Here is a 15,310-nt window from a genome sequence, read left to right on the forward strand (position 1 = left end):
CGAGGTGCGCTCGTAGAGTCTTCGCGCCCGTCGGCCATTCCCTCATCCTTTTCCTTGCTTGAAGGAGCAGTTCAGTGTTTCAACGTTCCCTGGCGGTGCTCGGCGCGGTGGCCGGAGTCTGCGGGCTCGCCACCGCCTGTGGTAGTCGCAGCCAGTCCGCTCACACGGCTTCGGGCTCCGGCGGCGGTGCCACGGTCGTCAAGATCGGCCTGGACGCGCCGCTGACCGGGGGGTTGCAGGCGCTGGGCCTGGGCATGCAGTACTCGGCCCAGTTGGCTGTGGACCTGGCGAACAAGCAGCAGGCGGTTCCGGGTGTCACCTTCCAGTTGGTGGCGAAGGACGACCAGGCCTCGGCCAGTATCGGAGAGCAGAACGCGGCGGCCTACGTGGCCGATCCGGGGGTGGCCGGGGTGGTCGGGCCGCTCAACTCGGCGGTGGCCCAGTCCATGCAGTCGGTGTTCAACCAGGCCAACCTGGTCGACGTCTCCTCGGCCAGCACCAACCCGTCGCTGACGCAGGGCCCGAACTGGAAGACGGCGAAGACCCGGGCCTATCCCTCCTTCTTCCGGGACATCACCACGGACGCGGTCCAGGGCCCGTTCGCCGCGGACTACGTCTTCAAGACCCTGGGCATCCACAGCGTCGCCACCGTGGACGATGGCCAGACCTACGGTGTCGGGCTGGTGGAGACCTTCAGCGCCGAGTTCAAGAAGCTCGGCGGCCAGATCGCCCTGGCGCAGACCGCGACGGCCAACACCACCGACTACAGCTCGGTGATCAGCGCGGTCAAGAGTTCCGGGGCGAAGTTGGTCTATTACGGCGGCGAGTACCCGGCCGGGGCGCCGCTGTCCAAGGAGCTCAAGGCCGCCGGCCTGAACATCCCGGAGATGGGCGGCGACGGCAACCAGGACCCGACCTACATCAAGACCGCGGGTCCGGCCTCTAACGGCGACTTCGCGACGGTGCCCGGAGCGCCGCTGGCCGCGCTGCCCTCGGCCAAGGACTTCATCGCGCAGTATCAGGCCGCGCACTTCCCGGCCCCGTACGCGATCTACGGCGGCACCTCCTACGACGCGGCCGAGTCGATCATCTTGTCGGTCAAGGCGGCGCTGGCGCAGGACGGCGGCAAGATGCCGGCCGGCGACGCCTTCCGCTCGCAGGTGGAGAAGGCCGAGCAGGCGGTGTCCTTCGACGGCGCCACCGGCCCGGTCGCCTTCGACCAGTACGGGGACGTCGGGTCCAAGGTGATCACCATGTACAAGATCGAGAACGGCGCCTGGGACCAGGGCGTCTACTCGGGTGCCTTCGCCGGCTGAGACCGCTGGCGGGTGCGGCGGGCCGGGTGAGAGCGGCCCGCCGTGTCCGGCGTCTCAACATCCGTATATCAGGAAGCAAGGATAGCCCCGCGTGTCTGTCACAGTACTGCTTCAGCTGGTGGAGAACGGCCTGGTGCTCGGTGCGATGTACGGCCTGATCGCCGTCGGCTACACCATGGTCTACGGCACCATCCAGCTGATCAACTTCGCCCACGGCGAGATCTTCATGCTCGGCGGGTTCGGCGCGCTGACGGTGTACGCCTGGATCCCGGGCGTGGCCCATCTGCCGCTGTTCGCCGCCCTGCCGCTGATGCTCCTCGGCGGCGTCGTGGTCGCCGTGGCCGCCGCGGTGGGCGCCGAACGCCTCGCCTACCGGCCCCTGCGCACCGCTCCCCGGCTCGCCCCGCTGATCACCGCCATCGGCCTGTCGCTGGCGCTGCAACAGGTCGTCTCACTGTGGTACCGGCTGCCCGGAGGCGGGAACGCGAAGGCCCCGGTCGCCTTCCCGTCCTTCGGCGGCAAGGCGTTCGACCTCGGCGGCGTGCTCGTGCAGCGCGCCGATCTGTTCACGGTGATCGCGGCGGCGGTGTGCATGGCCGGCCTGGCCTGGTTCGTCGCCCGCACCAGGTCCGGCCGGGCCATGCAGGCCACCGCGCAGGACCCGGACACCGCCCGGCTCATGGGCATCGACCCCGACCGGATGATCGTCGTCGCGTTCGCGGTCGGGGCCGCGCTGGCCGCGGTCGCCGCCCTCACCCAGGGCCTGCGGTACGGCCAGATCTCCTTCGACATGGGCTTCGTCGCCGGGCTCAAGGCCTTCACCGCGGCGGTGCTCGGCGGGATCGGCAACGTCCGCGGCGCGATGCTCGGCGGGATCGTCCTCGGCCTGGCCGAGGAGCTCTCCAGCGGCATCCTGGCGCACTTCCGGGACACCGCGCAGTACGGCCAGGCCTGGGCCGACGTCTGGGCCTTCGTCCTGCTGATCCTGGTGCTGCTGCTCCGACCGCAGGGCCTGCTCGGCGAACGCGTCGCGGATCGGGCGTGAGGCGGCGATGACCACTTCCTCCTCGACCGGCCTGACCGCCCCCGGCCGGGCCACGCGCCGCCGCCTCGGACGAGGCGCCGATCCGCTGGTGGGCAAGTGCCTGATCGCGCTGGGCTCGGCCGCCGCGCTGGGTTCCACCTTCCTGTCCTGGACCTGGACCACCGCCTTTCCCGGCGACCTGACCGTGACCGGATATCCGGGCGGCAACCAGCTCATCACCCTGTTCCTCAGCATCCTGACACTGCTGGCGCTCGGTCCGGCTCTGCTCCCGGGCGGAGTGCCCGGCACGCGCTGGATCGCGCCGCGCGGCAGTGTCCGGCTGCTGCGGAGCCTGTCGCTGGCCAACGCGGCGTCGACCGGGTACGTCGTGGTCGCCATCGCGTGGGAGCTCGGGGGAGTGGCGAACTACGTCGCGGGGACGTGGATCGCCGGCGCCTCGGTGCTGCTTCCCGTTCTGGGCGCGTGGTTGCTGCCCGAGGACGACCACGAGCCCGCGCCCGCGCGGCCGACCCCGCGCTGGGCCCAGATCGTCGTGGTGTTCGTCGTGGTCATGCTGGGACTGCTGGTCACGGACTTCGGGGTCACCACCGGGTTCTCGGAGGAGTTCATCGGGTTCTGTCTCGGCGCCGGCTTCGCCGGCCGGGGCCTGGCCGCCTCCGGCCTGTTCGACCGCTTCTCGGCCCTGACCGCGGCCAACCGGGTCGCCACCGGCTGGGCGGTGTTCGCCGCGGCGGTGTCGTTCGTGTTCCTGCAATCCAGCGACGCCTACACCAGCGTGGCCGACAACATCCTGATCTTCGCCACGGTCGCCCTCGGCCTGAACATCGTGGTGGGCCTGGCCGGGCTGCTGGACCTGGGATACGTGGCCTTCCTCGGGGTCGGCGCGTACACGGCCGCCCTCGTCTCGGGCACGGCGGCCTCCCGGTACGCCCACGTGGTGCTGCCGTTCTGGGCCCAGGCGCTGATCGGGGTCGCGGTGTCGGTCCTGGCCGGACTCCTCATCGGCGCCCCGACGCTGCGGCTGCGCGGCGACTACCTGGCCATCGTCACGCTCGGCTTCGGCGAGATCTTCCGCATCACCATGAACAACCTCGACGGGCAGTCCGGTCCGCAGGTGACGAACGGTGCCGAGGGCGAGTACGGGATCCCGGACCTGCGGCTGTTCGGCTACGACTTCGGCCGGCCGCACACCGTCCTGGGCCACACGCTCGGCCGGTTCGGCAACTACTATCTGCTGCTGGTCCTGGTCATCGCCCTGGTGATCTTCATCTTCGCGCGGGTGAACGACTCCCGGATCGGCCGCGCCTGGGCGGCGATCCGAGAGGACGAGACCGCGGCCGAGGCGATGGGTGTGCACGGCTACCGGTTCAAGCTGCTCGCCTTCGGACTCGGCGCGGGCCTGGCCGGGCTGGCCGGCACCATCCAGGGCCACCTGACCTCGACCGTGACCCCGGACCAGTACACCTTCAGCTCCTCGGCCCCGCCCAACTCCGCCTTCCTGCTGGCGGCGGTCGTCCTGGGCGGCATGGGCACGATCAGCGGCCCGCTGCTCGGCGCGTCCCTGCTGTTCCTGATCCCCGACAAGCTCCAGTTCTTCCACAACAAGCAGCTGCTGCTGTTCGGTATCGCGCTGATCGTGATGATGCGGTTGCGGCCGGAGGGGCTGGTTCCCGACAAGCGGCGGCGTCTGGAGTTCCACGAGCGGGAGACGGCCGCCGAGGAAGCGTACGAGGAACTGGTCGTGGACGAGTTGGACAGGTCGGACGGGTTGGACGAGTTGGAAGCCGAGGCCCGAGCGTGAGCACCCAGCCAGCGAACCCGCCCGGGCCGGTATCCGGGACGGCACCGGGCTCCGAGCCGATCCTGCAAGCCCGGGGCGTGACCATGCGCTTCGGCGGGCTGACCGCCGTCGACGGCGTGGACCTGGACGTCGCCGGCGGTGAGATCGTCGGCCTGATCGGCCCGAACGGCGCCGGGAAGACGACCTTCTTCAACTGTCTGACCGGCCTGTACCCGCCGACCGCCGGTTCGATCACCTTCCGCGGGCAGCGGCTCGCGCCGAAGCCCTATCGAGTGGCCGAGGCCGGCATCTCCCGCACGTTCCAGAACATCAGGCTGTTCCCGAACATGACCGCGCTGGAGAACGTCATGGTCGGCCGGCACTGCCGGACCAGGGAAGGTCTGCTCTCGGCGATCGGACGGGGACCCCGGTACCGGGCCGCCGAGCGCGAGGCCCGCCAGACCGCCCGCGAGCTGCTGTCGTTCCTGGACCTGGACCGGCACGCCTCGGCCATCGCGCGCAGCCTGCCCTACGGCGACCAGCGCAAGCTGGAGATCGCGCGGGCGATGGCCAGCGATCCGGGCCTGCTGCTGCTCGACGAGCCGGCGGCCGGCATGAACCCGCGCGAGACCCTGGCGCTGCGCGAGACCATCTTCAAGATCCGGCAGCGCGGCTTGTCGGTCGTCGTCATCGAGCACGACATGCGGTTCATCTTCAACCTCTGCGACCGGCTGGTGGTGCTGGCGCGCGGCCGGAAGCTGACCGAAGGACGGCCTGACGAGGTCCGAGCCGACGAACGAGTCATCGCCACCTATCTCGGGACGGCTCCCGCGGCCGCTCCCGGGACGGCGGAGCAGGAAGCGAGTGATGCCCGGTGACCGCGCTGCTGAATGACGAGGCGCTGCTGAGTGTCGAGGCGCTGTTGAGCGTCGAAGCGCTGCACGTCGCCTACGGACGGGTCGAGGCGGTGAAGGGCATCTCGATGCGGGTCCTGCCCGGCCAGACGGTGGCGCTGCTCGGCGCCAACGGCGCGGGCAAGACGACGACGCTGCGTACGCTGTCCGGACTGTTGCGCCCCACCGCCGGGACGATCCGCTTCGCCGGCCAGTCCTTGGAGCGCGTCCCCGCGCACCACATCGTCAGAGCCGGCCTCGCGCACTGTCCCGAGGCCCGGCGGATCTTCCCGCGCATGACCATCGAGGAGAACCTGCGGCTCGGCGCGTTCATCCGGGGCAACGAGGACTTGGGACCGGACCTGCGACAGGCCTACGAACGGTTTCCGATCCTCGGCGAGCGGCACGACCAGATGGCCGGCCTGCTCTCCGGCGGGGAACAGCAGATGCTGGCCATAGCCAGGGCCCTGATGTGCCGGCCCAGGCTGCTGATGCTGGACGAGCCGTCCATGGGGCTCTCGCCGATCATGATGCAGCAGATCCTGCGGACGGTCGCCGAGCTCAAGGACGCGGGCACCACGATCCTGCTGGTGGAACAGAACGCGCAGGCAGCTCTGGCGCTGGCCGACTACGCGTACGTCCTGGAGACCGGCCGGATCGTGGTGGAGGGCACGGGAGCCGAACTGCTCGCGGACGAACGGGTGCGCGTGGCCTACCTCGGGGAGGGTTGAGCCGGCGTGGGCGTGGGACGGCTGAACGGCAGACCCGACGTTCGCCAGGGCGCCGAGTTCACCGAGTTCACCGAGCCGGGTACGGCGACGCGCTCGGGTTCGGCGCTGAGGTGCTTCAGCGCGGATCCGAGCCGTTGCCCGGGGCGGGAAGCAAGGCCGGCGGCGAGCTCACGGATGGCCGGCGGGTGCCCCGCGCAGCGGGAGGCCAGGGCCCGGGCCGCGTCCGGTTCTTCGCGGACCCGGGCCGTGCCGATCAGTGCCTCCAGGAGCGCGAAGGCCTCGCCGGAGTTGAGCCGAGGCACCTCGTGGTGGACCGCACCGCCCAGGTCGGGCAGGGTATCGCGGCCGGTGACGAGGAAGGCCGACCCCGGCGGGGCGGCCAAGGCGTCCTGGATCTGCCGGACCGAGTCGACGTCGTCGAGGATCACGAGCATGCGGTGGGTCGCGAGCAGTCCCCGCAAGGCCCAGGCCCGGACGACGGGGTTGGGCGGAACTTCGCCGACGGGTAGCCCGGTGGCGCGCAGGAGAGCGGTGAGGACCGTGGCTCCGGACATCGGGCTGCCGTCGGGCTCGGTCAGGCTCACGTAGATCTGGCCATCGGGGAACGCGGGGGCGAGGAGATGGGCGGCACGCAGAGCGAGGGAGGTTTTACCGATGCCCGGCCCGCCGCGCAGGGCGACGACGCGGGGCCCGTTCGGCTCGCAGAGCTCTCGGCGGATGACCGCGAGCAGATCTGCCCGGCCGGTGAAGTCCGTCGGGTTCGCGGGGAGGGGGCCGACTGCGAGTGCTGATATGAGAGGTTGGCGCGGTCCTGGGTCCGGTCTGCCTGCTTGTCCAGGTGACTGCATGGGTTGCCGCTGTGCGGGGATCGGCGCGAAGATCGGTGCCGAGACCGGTGCGGTGCTCGCCACCGGGTTCGCCACGGGGCTTGTCACCGGGCTCACGTCCCGGACGAGGATTCGGCGCTGCATGGCCCGCAGCCCGGGCCCGGGCCCGATCCCGAGTTCGTCGCGCAGTGTCACCCGCGCGCGGGTGTAGGCGTCGAGGGCGTCGCCGGGCCGGCCGGCTTTGTGCAGTGCCAGCATCAGCAGTTCGTGCAAGCTCTCGCGGAGCGGGTATTCGTCGATCAGACTTCTGATACGGGCGATCGCGCAGGCGGCCTGGTCGCCCATGGTCACCTGGGCCGTGAGCGCGGTCTGCGTCGCCTCGATGTAGAGCTCCGTCGTCCTGGCGCGTACGCCCTCGGCGAAGGGGCCCGCGATGCCGGCCAACGGCGATCCGCGCCAGAGCAGCAGGGCCTTGCGGCACAAGGCCCGCGCCTGTGCGGGGTCCTCGGCCAGGAGCGCCGTCGCCTGGTGGACGCCGCTCTCGAACCGGTCCAGGTCGAGATCGACGTCGAGGCTGGAGTCGGCGCCGGAGTCGGAAGCGGAGCCGGAGAGCACGTAACCGTTGCCGGCGAAAACGATCGCGAAACCACGACCGGCTTCCCCGGCGCCGACCGGCTTTCGCAGTCCGGAGATGTACTTTCGAATTATTCCCACAGCCGACTTCGGCGGCGATTCGCCCCACAAGCCGTCAATCATGGAGTCGATGGAGACCTGGCTGCCGTGGGCGAGCAAGAGCATGACGAGAACGGCCTGTTGTTGCGGAGGCCCCAGGCGTAGCGACTCGCCATTCTGTTCGGCCTGTACGGGACCGAGTATCCGGATCTTGGACTCGCTCACGTGCTCCAGCTCCTGCGGCGGGCGGCCGGTTTCATGGTGAGGGCATGACAAAAACCTGCCATAGGGCATGCAAGATGCCCTCAATCGTCATCAGCCTCATATGTGATTGATCGAGCGCCGCCGAGTCTACGGCCGTGATGTCGCCTCGGCTGACATGATGTTGAGGTGGCTTCACGCTCCGTGTGCGTTGGGCGTATCGAAGTGGCCGGGACCTGATGAGATCTCGTTGAGCCGGGAAGAGTGCGATCCGGTAGCTGAGCGGGAGAGCGCTAATGGTTGGGTCGTGAACAGTCCTCCAGCACCGCGAGCGCCGTCGTGAAGGCCGTGTCCCGTCCGGCGGCGAGCTCGTTCGGCGGGAACACCGGGATCCGGATCTGCGGTGGGATGCCGGTGATGTCGAAGCTGGGGCCGTTGCGGCTCGTCGGGTACTCCTCGTTCGGCAGCTCGAATTCCCAGCCGTTCGGCAGAGTGCGGTTCAGCGTGTCGGAGAACGAGCCCTGGGTGTTCTCGCCGATGCGGACCGGGGCGGGGGTGCGGCCCATCAGGGCCTGTGCGAAGGTTTCGCCCGCGCTCACCGTGGAGCCTCCGGCCAACAGCGCGATGGGGCCACGGTAGATCGGGTTGTCGGAGGGTGTCACGCGGATCGGCTCGGGCCGGCTGAAGACGGACGGGTCGTTCGGGTCGTCGCGGTGCTTCTTCCAGTACGCGGTGTAGGGCTTCGACGTCAGGCGGGAGACGACGTCCAGCGCCAGGACGTCGGAGCCGCCACCGTTGACGCGGTCGTCGATGATGAGGCCGCGCAGGGCGTTCGGACCTTGGGTGCGCTGCGGCGTGAAGATCGCGTCCAGGGCCCTGTCCAGCTCGGCCTTGTCGGAGGCGAAGCCGGCGCTGTCGTCGGGGCTGGTGTAGCCGGCGAAGGAGGACAGGCGCAGGTAGCCGATGCCGCCGGGGAGGTCGGCGTAGGCGATGTGGCCGCGACCCCACTCCTGGAGCGGGGTGGTGAGGTCGTGTGCCTGGATGAAGGCCTCGATGCCGGCGTCGTAGGCGCGGCTCGGGCTGACGGTGCCCGGGCGTGAGGGGGAGACGGTCGTGGTGCCGTCACTCAGCGCGGTGTGCGAGTCGTTCAGCGGGGCGAAGGCGTCGGTGAGGATCTGGAAGAGCTGGGCGTCGGTGGTCTTCGGCGTGATCTCGGCCCGCAGCCGGGCGCCGGTGGCCTGCCAGTCGATGCCGCGCGCGGCGAAGAACGGATAGTTCTCCTGGTAGGTCTGCCAGAAGATGTCGAACACGGTACGCGGATCCGTGGGAGTCGGCTGCGTACACCTGGCGGGGAGGGCGGCGAGACGAGCGAGGTGCCGAAGCCCGACCGACTCCTGGATCGTCATCGACAGGGCCCGCGCCCGCTGTTCCGGGCGCAGCGTGAACAGCGTCGTCCCCACCGCGAAGGTGGTGTCGCCGCCGGGCCCGGCGGTTCCGGTCCTGGTGCCGGTGAACTCGGGCAGGCAGCTGATGGCGGTGGTCTCGTAGGCCGTGACCGTGGCGCCTTCGACGTCGAGGACGAGGCCGTAGCCGGCCATCTGCCACGCGCCGTCCAGCCCGGCCGGCGTCCCGGTCCGAATCCCCGTCCCGGTCCCGGTCTTCGCTTCGGCTCCGGTCGCGGCTCCGGCCGCCACCAGCGCCGCAGCGGCGGTGACGGCACCGATCCGGCACAGCGTCCTGCCTCGCGGCGCGCTTCGCGCACTGGTTCGCTTCATGGTGTCAGCCTGCTGCGATGCGGCGCACCGGGGCATCGGCCATCGGTCCTCCACATGCCTCATCCTTCGGTATGACCGACACGAGACCTAGGTAGAGGGATGCGTAGTGGAGGAGTTGGTAGAAGGTCGCGCGCAGAATACCGCGAGGCTACTGGCGGTCCCAGACCCATCCATTGCCCGCAGTCAGATGGACGAGGTAGTTGTCGCCGCGCGGCGAGAGCCCGACGCCAGAGTGATCGGACGGCTGGATGAAGCCGTTCGCGTCGGGGTTGGTACCGACCCTCCACAACTGCTGCTGGGAGTTGCCGTCGCAGGCGTAGACCAGGACGTTGGGGTACTGCTGGCCGTCATCGAGGCAGTAGTCACCGCTGAGATATGCGTTGTGAATGCGGTAGAAACCGTTGCCGGCATTCTCAAAGCACCACTGTTCGTCCATCTGTCCGTCGTAGCCCAGCGTCTGTGCGAGCCCCGTGCCCCTCGCGTCGAGGTACTGGCCATCGAACGTGTGCAGGAAGAACCAGGCAGTACAGGAGCCTGACGAGGTCGTCGTGTGCGGTGACACGGTGGCCGCACTCGCCGTGGATGCCTCCAACGACACGACCAGTGCGCACCCAGTGGCTATCGCCGCCCAACGGCGCTTTGAGATCATGAGACCCTCCCGGTGTCAGGCGCTCCGGGCGTCAACCTAATGCGGCGGCATCACGTATACAAGAGCCCTGTTATAGTCGGCCATCGTTTCTGAACGTCGCTGCCGGCCTGCTCCGGGCGCTCAGGGGCGCACCCGGATGACGGTCTTGCCCTTGCGCCGCTCGGTCGGGTTCAGCGCGGGGATGGCGTCGTCGAGGGTTGCGACGGTTCCGATGTGGGTGCGAAGGCGCCCGTCCCGCCGGGTCGGATGATGCTCGCCGAGCGCGTTTGGACGTCGCCGCCGATGACGTCGAAGACCAGGTCGACGCCGCCGATGTCGTTGAGATCGTCGCGGTCGAGGTCGAGGAACTCGTTCGCGCCGAAGTCGAGTGCCGCTTGGCGGTCGGCCGCCCGGCCGGTTCCGATGACGTAGGCGCCGAACTCCCGGGCGAGCTGCGTCACCACGGACCCGACCGCGCCGGCGGCGCCGTGGGCCAGGACGCTCTGGCCGGCTTGGAGGCGACCGTGCTGGAACAAGCCCTGCCATGCGGTCAGGCCGGAGATCGGCAGGCTCGCGCCGACCGTGAAGTCGACGTCTCCGGGCAGCGGCGCGAGGTTGCGTGCCTCCACGGCGGTCCCGGTACCGATCGTGTCCCGTCCGCGCGACCGAGGCCGGACAGGTCCTGCTCGACACCGAAGCCGCGATCAGCATGTCGATGAGCCGCGCCGCCACCGAGCTCGCGGCGCTCGCCGAGGGCACCGTCGGCGAGGTGCGGCTCGGCGCGTTCATCTCTGCGGCGGCCTCCATCGTCCCTCCCGCGCTCGCACGCCTGCGTGCTTCCTGTCCGGGAGTTCACATCGCACTGCGTGAACTCGAACAGCGCGAAACGCATGCGCTGCTGTTCCGGGGAGAGATCGACCTGGCCATCACCTTCGACTACGAACACGCTCCGGTGCCAGTGCCCGCCGGGCTGCGACAAGCGCACCTCATGGACGATCCGATCATGGTCGTCCTTCCCGTCGGCCACCCCCTGGCGGGAGCTGACAGCGTCACCCCAACCGACCTGCCGTCGGACGCGTGGATCAACACCCCGGTCGACGTCCGCGACTTGGCAGCAGCACCCGTCATCGGCGACCGGGGGAGCGGACAACGCCTGGACTTCGACGGCATCGACTTCCGCACCGCACTCAATCTCGTCGCGGCCGGCCTCGGCGTCGCGCTACTGCCGCGGTTGCTGCTGCTGGACGCTCCCACCAGCGTGGTGGCTCTCCTGATGCAGCGGCCGACACTCGCCCGTCGCCTCTACACCTGCCGACTCGATACCAAAGGCGTGACCGCGCCGATCAGACGGCTTGAGGCGTACCTGCGGGAAGTCGCGACAGAACTCTGAGACAATGCTAGTCGCCGGCTATTTCCGCGGCAGCGATGTGGTTGTATGAGCGTCGGCTACCGTCGGATTTGGTGCCGACCTGACCACATAGATGTGGCCAAAGCAACCAGACAGACGGCGAAGCCCAATTGGAGGGCGTGTCGTATCCAGTCGACACCGCCGGTGTGGCGGACGCCGATCCAGCCGGCGACCGCGTTCCCCAGCCAGGCGCCGACGACACCGACGATCATGGTCAGCCAGATGGGAATGTCCTGCTTGCCGGAGAGTAGGAGCCGGGCGACGGCGCCGAGGATGAGGCCCAGAATGAGGATCCACAAGAGCTGAAACATGGCTACTCCGCTGTGATCTGTCGGTCCCGATTTGTTCCGCCGAAACCCACTATCAGCCTCCCTCGCTTCAGCATGCAGCCAATGGTGGCCAAGTGAGTGATTAGCCCAAAGGGAGTACGAGTGGATGCGACGCCGATATCCCCGGCCTTGACTGTGACGCGGGGAATGTGGGATCCGCGACGAAGCCGCGGAACCGTCGCAAGTTGGAGGTCGACGTCATGACGGGCAGAGATCAGTACCTCGGAAAGCAGATGGTGGGGCGCGATGGGCAGGAGATCGGCGCCATCGACCGCATATTCGTCAACGACACCACGGGCGAACCAGACTGGGCCACGGTGCGCATGGGCGTACTCCGCCGTGAACATGTGGTGCCGCTGGAGGGCGCTCAGCTGAGCGGCGACGCGATTCGGGTTCCGCATCTCGAGGCCACGATCAAGAACTCCCCGAAGCTGGACTTCGACGACCACCTCGGCCCCGAGGAGGTCGCGGCACTGTCCAAGCACTATGGCACCACAGGTGAGTCCTCCAAGATGAGCATGGATAACGGTTCGCCTCAGCGGACGGACGACCAGATGCGGACCAGGGCGGCGGCACAGACGGGTGGCCAGGCCCAGGCCCAGGCCCGACAGGACATGCAGGCCCGACAGGACATGCAGACCCGACAGGACATGCAGAGCGGCATGGGCCAGAGCAGTATGGGCCAGAGCGGCATGAGCGGGGAACGGAACGCTGAGAACATCAAGGTCCCGCAGGACCTCCACCGCGAAGCGACCCTCGACGCGACGCGCTACGGCGAGCGCCTCCACGTGGCCAAGGAGAACAGGGAGGCCGGCCGGGTCCGGCTGCGCAAGTACACGGAGCAGGCCCCCGTGGAGCAACGCGTCGAGCTGCACCACGAGACCTATGAAGTGGTGCGTGTCGCGATCGACGACCCGGCCCAGGGCTCGGGGACGCACACAGACTGGTCTGAGCAGGTCGAGGAACTCGTGCTGTTCGACGAGCAGGTCCACGCCACCAAGGAGGTCGTGCCGCTGGAGCGGGTCGTCCTCAGAAAAAAGGTGGTCACCGAGGAGCAGGTCATCCGCGACAACGTCCGCACCGAGCAGTTCGAGATCATCGAACCGGACGGTGCTCGGGCCAAGGCCGGTGCGATGAGCACTGACAAGCGGACGATGGCAGACGAGCAGCCGAAGCGACGCTGAGGTCTCGGATCTATGTAGCCACAGGGGCCCGCTGCGCGAAAGCGCAGGGGCCCTTCGCGCGTGGTGGCGGCAACGAGTTCGCCATGGCGCTCGACATGCGTTTCGCGGCGATCGGCAAATCCGGGCAGGCGCAGCCGGAGACGCTGATGGGCATCTACCCGGGCGGCGGCGGCACGCAATACGTGACCTCCCTCATCGGCCGTGCCCGCGCGCTCGAACTGATCCTCGGCGGCGAACTGGCCGACGCCGAACTCGCCGAGCGCTACGGGCTCGTCAACCGCGCCCTGCCGCCGGACGAGCTCGACGGATTCGTCACGAACCTGGCCCGGCGCATCGATCCAGACCCGGTTCCTCACCGCGGCGATCAAGGCCACTGCGGCGGCATGAGACTGAGCCGGTCTCCCAGACAGGCCTTCCGGCCTGCCTGCTGATGGTCAGCCGGCTACCGGCCATGGAGTGTGCTCGACCACCAGGCTCCGCAGCCGACGGACTTCGCGTGGGCTGTTCCAGGCCAGGACGCCCACGACGCGGTCCTGGTGGCCGTATGCCGCGGTGAACGGGCCCTGGTCCGGGTCGCCGCTCAGGACGGTCATCTCGGCGTCCGCCGGGAAGATGCCGTGTGCCTGGACGCGTACGTCGTATTGGTCGGTCCACAGGTAGGGGACGGGGGCGAACGGGCGGTTGCCGCCGAGGAGGTTCCCGGCTGCGGCCATGGCCTGTTCGGTGGCGTTCATTCGGTGCTCCAGTCGCATGCGGATGCCGAAGTGTGGGTTGTGCCAGGAGGCGACGTCGCCGGCTGCGTAGATGCCGGGCGCGGCGCGGCAGGTGGCGTCGCAGGTGATGCCGTCGGCCAGTGGTAGTCCGGAGTCGGTCAGCCAGCTGATCGCGGGGGTGGAGCCGACTGCGACCACGACGGCGTCGGCCTTCAGTACGCTGCCGTCGGTCAGTTCGGCTCCGGCGATCCGTCGTTCTCCTCTTGTGGTGGGCAGCAGGCGGCGGACCCTGGTGCCGCTGTGCAGTTTCGTGCCGTGGTCGGTGTGCAGGCGGGCGAGGCGTTGCCCGACGCGCACTCCGAAGGGGCGGCTGAGGGGGAGCGGCGAGGGATCGATCAGGGTCACCTTCAGGCCCATCGTTCGCGCCACGGCGGCCACCTCGGCGCCGAGGAATCCGGCGCCGACGACCGCGAGCCGCGGCTCGGTGAGCAATTCGGCGCGCAGTGCGAGGGCGTCGTCGAGGCTGCGCAGCAGGTGGACGCCGGGCAGGTCGCAGCCGGGGATCCGGCGCGGGGTGACGCCGGTGGCGATGATCAGGCCGTCGTAGCCGAGCAGCCGGCCGTCGTCCAGGTGGACCTCGCGGGCGCGCGGGTTCAGACCGGTGGCGCAGTGGCCGAGCAGTAGCTCGGCGTCGAGCTTCGCGAAGGCTTCGGGGGAGCGTAGGGCGACGCGCTGTGTCGGCCAGGCGCCGGCGAGGATCTGCTTGGACAGCGGCGGCCGGTCGTAGGGGGCGTGCGGCTCGTCGCCGACCAGGGTGAGCGTGCCGGAGTAGCCGCGGCTGCGCAGGGCTTCGGCGGCGGTCAGGCCCGCGGCCGAAGCGCCCACGATGACAACGTTGTTCAGCATGCTGGCGCCTCAAAATATGTAGGGAAACTATATAGAGAGTCAATGTGTCACGGCCCGAGCGCAGAGCCCGGCTATGCTCGCACCGTGAGCACAACCGTCGGTCCCCGAGACGCGACGCCCGCAGTGCACGCCGCCGGAGGTGCCGCCGCCGCGGTCTACGACCTGCTGGCCTCGTTCGTCCGGCTCAGCCCCCGGGACATGAGCCTGACCTCGATCGCGACCCTGTCGACCCTCGAACGCACGGGGCCGCGCCGCATCACCGAACTGGCCGCCTCCGAGGGCGTCACCCAGCCGTCGGTCACCTCGCTGGTCGCCGCGCTGGTTCGCATCGGCTACGTCGAGCGCCGCGGCGACCCGACCGACAAGCGCGCGGTCGTGGTCGCCATCACCGAAGCGGGCTCGGCCTACCTGCGCGCGCGCCGTGCCATCACCGCGGGGATCTTCGCTGACGCCGTCGACGAGCTGTCGGCCGAGGAGGCGGCGACGTTGGCCGCCGCGGTCCCCGTCATCGAACGCTTGCGTGACCTGGTTGAGCGGCAGCGGGGAGCCGCCGCCCAGGACCGGAAATAGGCGCCGGCCCTTCGACCAGGCCAACCAGTTCGGGCACGTCCTCGCCCGCGGGTTCACCCCCGGAGGGCGAGGACGTGTCGGCGTGTCAGGGGCCTGTGAGGAGTCTGGCAGGGGTCTGTCAGAGGCCTACTATTCTTCCAGCGCGATCGCCAGCGCCGGGCACAGCGCGGCGGCCTCGCGCAGCGATTCGGCCGCGTCCTGCGGCGGGTTCTCGGCGAGCAGGACGACGATGCCGTCCTCCTCCCGTTGGTCGAACACCTCCGGCGCGGCCAGTACGCACTGGCCGGAGGCGACGCACTTGTCTTGGTCGATGATCACCTTCATGGTTCCTC

General features: G+C 69.4%; 14 protein-coding genes and 2 pseudogenes. 9 read left to right on the forward strand and 7 right to left on the reverse strand.

The window, feature by feature from the left end:
• Positions 1–74: 74 nt before the first annotated feature.
• The 5 genes from IZR01_RS12995 (at position 75) to IZR01_RS13015 (ending at position 5,765) form a co-directional block, all read left to right on the forward strand.
• Entirely contained in the window at positions 75–1,316 is a 1,242-nt protein-coding gene (locus IZR01_RS12995; RefSeq protein ID WP_194891555.1) for a branched-chain amino acid ABC transporter substrate-binding protein, read from the forward strand.
• A gap of 91 nt (positions 1,317–1,407) precedes the next feature.
• Positions 1,408–2,361 carry a branched-chain amino acid ABC transporter permease gene (locus IZR01_RS13000; protein WP_194891554.1) on the forward strand — a complete coding sequence of 318 codons (954 nt, stop codon included), beginning with the start codon at positions 1,408–1,410 and terminating at the stop codon, positions 2,359–2,361.
• A 7-nt stretch (positions 2,362–2,368) separates the two neighbouring features.
• Complete coding sequence (locus IZR01_RS13005; protein ID WP_194923955.1) at positions 2,369–4,162, forward strand: branched-chain amino acid ABC transporter permease; 1,794 nt, start codon at positions 2,369–2,371, stop codon at positions 4,160–4,162.
• 83 nt (positions 4,163–4,245) lie between these two features.
• Positions 4,246–5,019: an ABC transporter ATP-binding protein gene (locus tag IZR01_RS13010; RefSeq protein WP_194891586.1), complete on the forward strand. Its 774-nt coding sequence runs from the start codon at positions 4,246–4,248 to the stop codon at positions 5,017–5,019.
• Positions 5,020–5,045: 26 nt separating this feature from the next.
• Complete coding sequence (locus IZR01_RS13015) at positions 5,046–5,765, forward strand: ABC transporter ATP-binding protein (RefSeq protein WP_369125342.1); 720 nt, start codon at positions 5,046–5,048, stop codon at positions 5,763–5,765.
• Here the strand turns inward: IZR01_RS13015 and IZR01_RS13020 are convergent.
• From IZR01_RS13020 to IZR01_RS13035, 4 genes and pseudogenes are all read right to left on the reverse strand, one after another.
• Positions 5,747–7,489, reverse strand: coding sequence for an AfsR/SARP family transcriptional regulator (locus IZR01_RS13020; RefSeq protein ID WP_194923956.1), 1,743 nt, complete (start codon positions 7,487–7,489; stop codon positions 5,747–5,749). The two genes, IZR01_RS13015 and IZR01_RS13020, sit on opposite strands and share 19 nt — an antisense overlap.
• A 269-nt stretch (positions 7,490–7,758) precedes the next feature.
• Positions 7,759–9,240, reverse strand: coding sequence for a S41 family peptidase (locus tag IZR01_RS13025; RefSeq protein ID WP_228559330.1), 1,482 nt, complete (start codon positions 9,238–9,240; stop codon positions 7,759–7,761).
• A gap of 148 nt (positions 9,241–9,388) precedes the next feature.
• Positions 9,389–9,889, reverse strand: a complete 501-nt coding sequence (locus tag IZR01_RS13030; RefSeq protein ID WP_194891551.1) for an RICIN domain-containing protein — start codon at positions 9,887–9,889, stop codon at positions 9,389–9,391.
• Between the two features lie 120 nt (positions 9,890–10,009).
• Positions 10,010–10,518: pseudogene (locus IZR01_RS13035) on the reverse strand (zinc-binding dehydrogenase); the annotation flags it as partial.
• Between the two features lie 65 nt (positions 10,519–10,583).
• On the opposite strand from IZR01_RS13035, the gene IZR01_RS13040 reads away from it, so the two are divergent.
• Positions 10,584–11,258, forward strand: a complete 675-nt coding sequence (locus tag IZR01_RS13040) for a LysR substrate-binding domain-containing protein (protein WP_194923957.1) — start codon at positions 10,584–10,586, stop codon at positions 11,256–11,258.
• 56 nt (positions 11,259–11,314) lie between these two features.
• On the opposite strand, the gene IZR01_RS13045 is transcribed toward IZR01_RS13040, so the two are convergent.
• Entirely contained in the window at positions 11,315–11,587 is a 273-nt protein-coding gene (locus IZR01_RS13045) for a GlsB/YeaQ/YmgE family stress response membrane protein (protein ID WP_194891548.1), read from the reverse strand.
• 218 nt (positions 11,588–11,805) lie between these two features.
• Here IZR01_RS13045 and IZR01_RS13050 point away from each other — a divergent pair, with 218 nt between their 5' ends.
• Positions 11,806–12,789: a YsnF/AvaK domain-containing protein gene (locus IZR01_RS13050; protein ID WP_194923958.1), complete on the forward strand. Its 984-nt coding sequence runs from the start codon at positions 11,806–11,808 to the stop codon at positions 12,787–12,789.
• Between the two features lie 35 nt (positions 12,790–12,824).
• Positions 12,825–13,124, forward strand: a pseudogene (locus tag IZR01_RS13055) (enoyl-CoA hydratase/isomerase family protein); the annotation flags it as partial.
• A 99-nt stretch (positions 13,125–13,223) separates the two neighbouring features.
• On the opposite strand, the gene IZR01_RS13060 reads toward IZR01_RS13055, so the two are convergent.
• Positions 13,224–14,408, reverse strand: a complete 1,185-nt coding sequence (locus IZR01_RS13060; RefSeq protein ID WP_194923959.1) for an NAD(P)/FAD-dependent oxidoreductase — start codon at positions 14,406–14,408, stop codon at positions 13,224–13,226.
• An 84-nt stretch (positions 14,409–14,492) separates the two neighbouring features.
• On the opposite strand from IZR01_RS13060, the gene IZR01_RS13065 reads away from it, so the two are divergent.
• Positions 14,493–14,978 (forward strand): MarR family winged helix-turn-helix transcriptional regulator, encoded by a 486-nt coding sequence (locus tag IZR01_RS13065; RefSeq protein WP_323746080.1) that lies wholly within the window; start codon positions 14,493–14,495, stop codon positions 14,976–14,978.
• A 129-nt stretch (positions 14,979–15,107) separates the two neighbouring features.
• Here the strand turns inward: IZR01_RS13065 and IZR01_RS13070 are convergent, their stop codons facing one another.
• Positions 15,108–15,302, reverse strand: a complete 195-nt coding sequence (locus IZR01_RS13070) for a ferredoxin (protein ID WP_194891545.1) — start codon at positions 15,300–15,302, stop codon at positions 15,108–15,110.
• Between the last annotated feature and the right edge of the window lie 8 nt (positions 15,303–15,310).

The organism is Catenulispora pinisilvae, from assembly GCF_015356865.1.
GTDB classification, from domain to species: domain Bacteria; phylum Actinomycetota; class Actinomycetes; order Streptomycetales; family Catenulisporaceae; genus Catenulispora; species Catenulispora pinisilvae.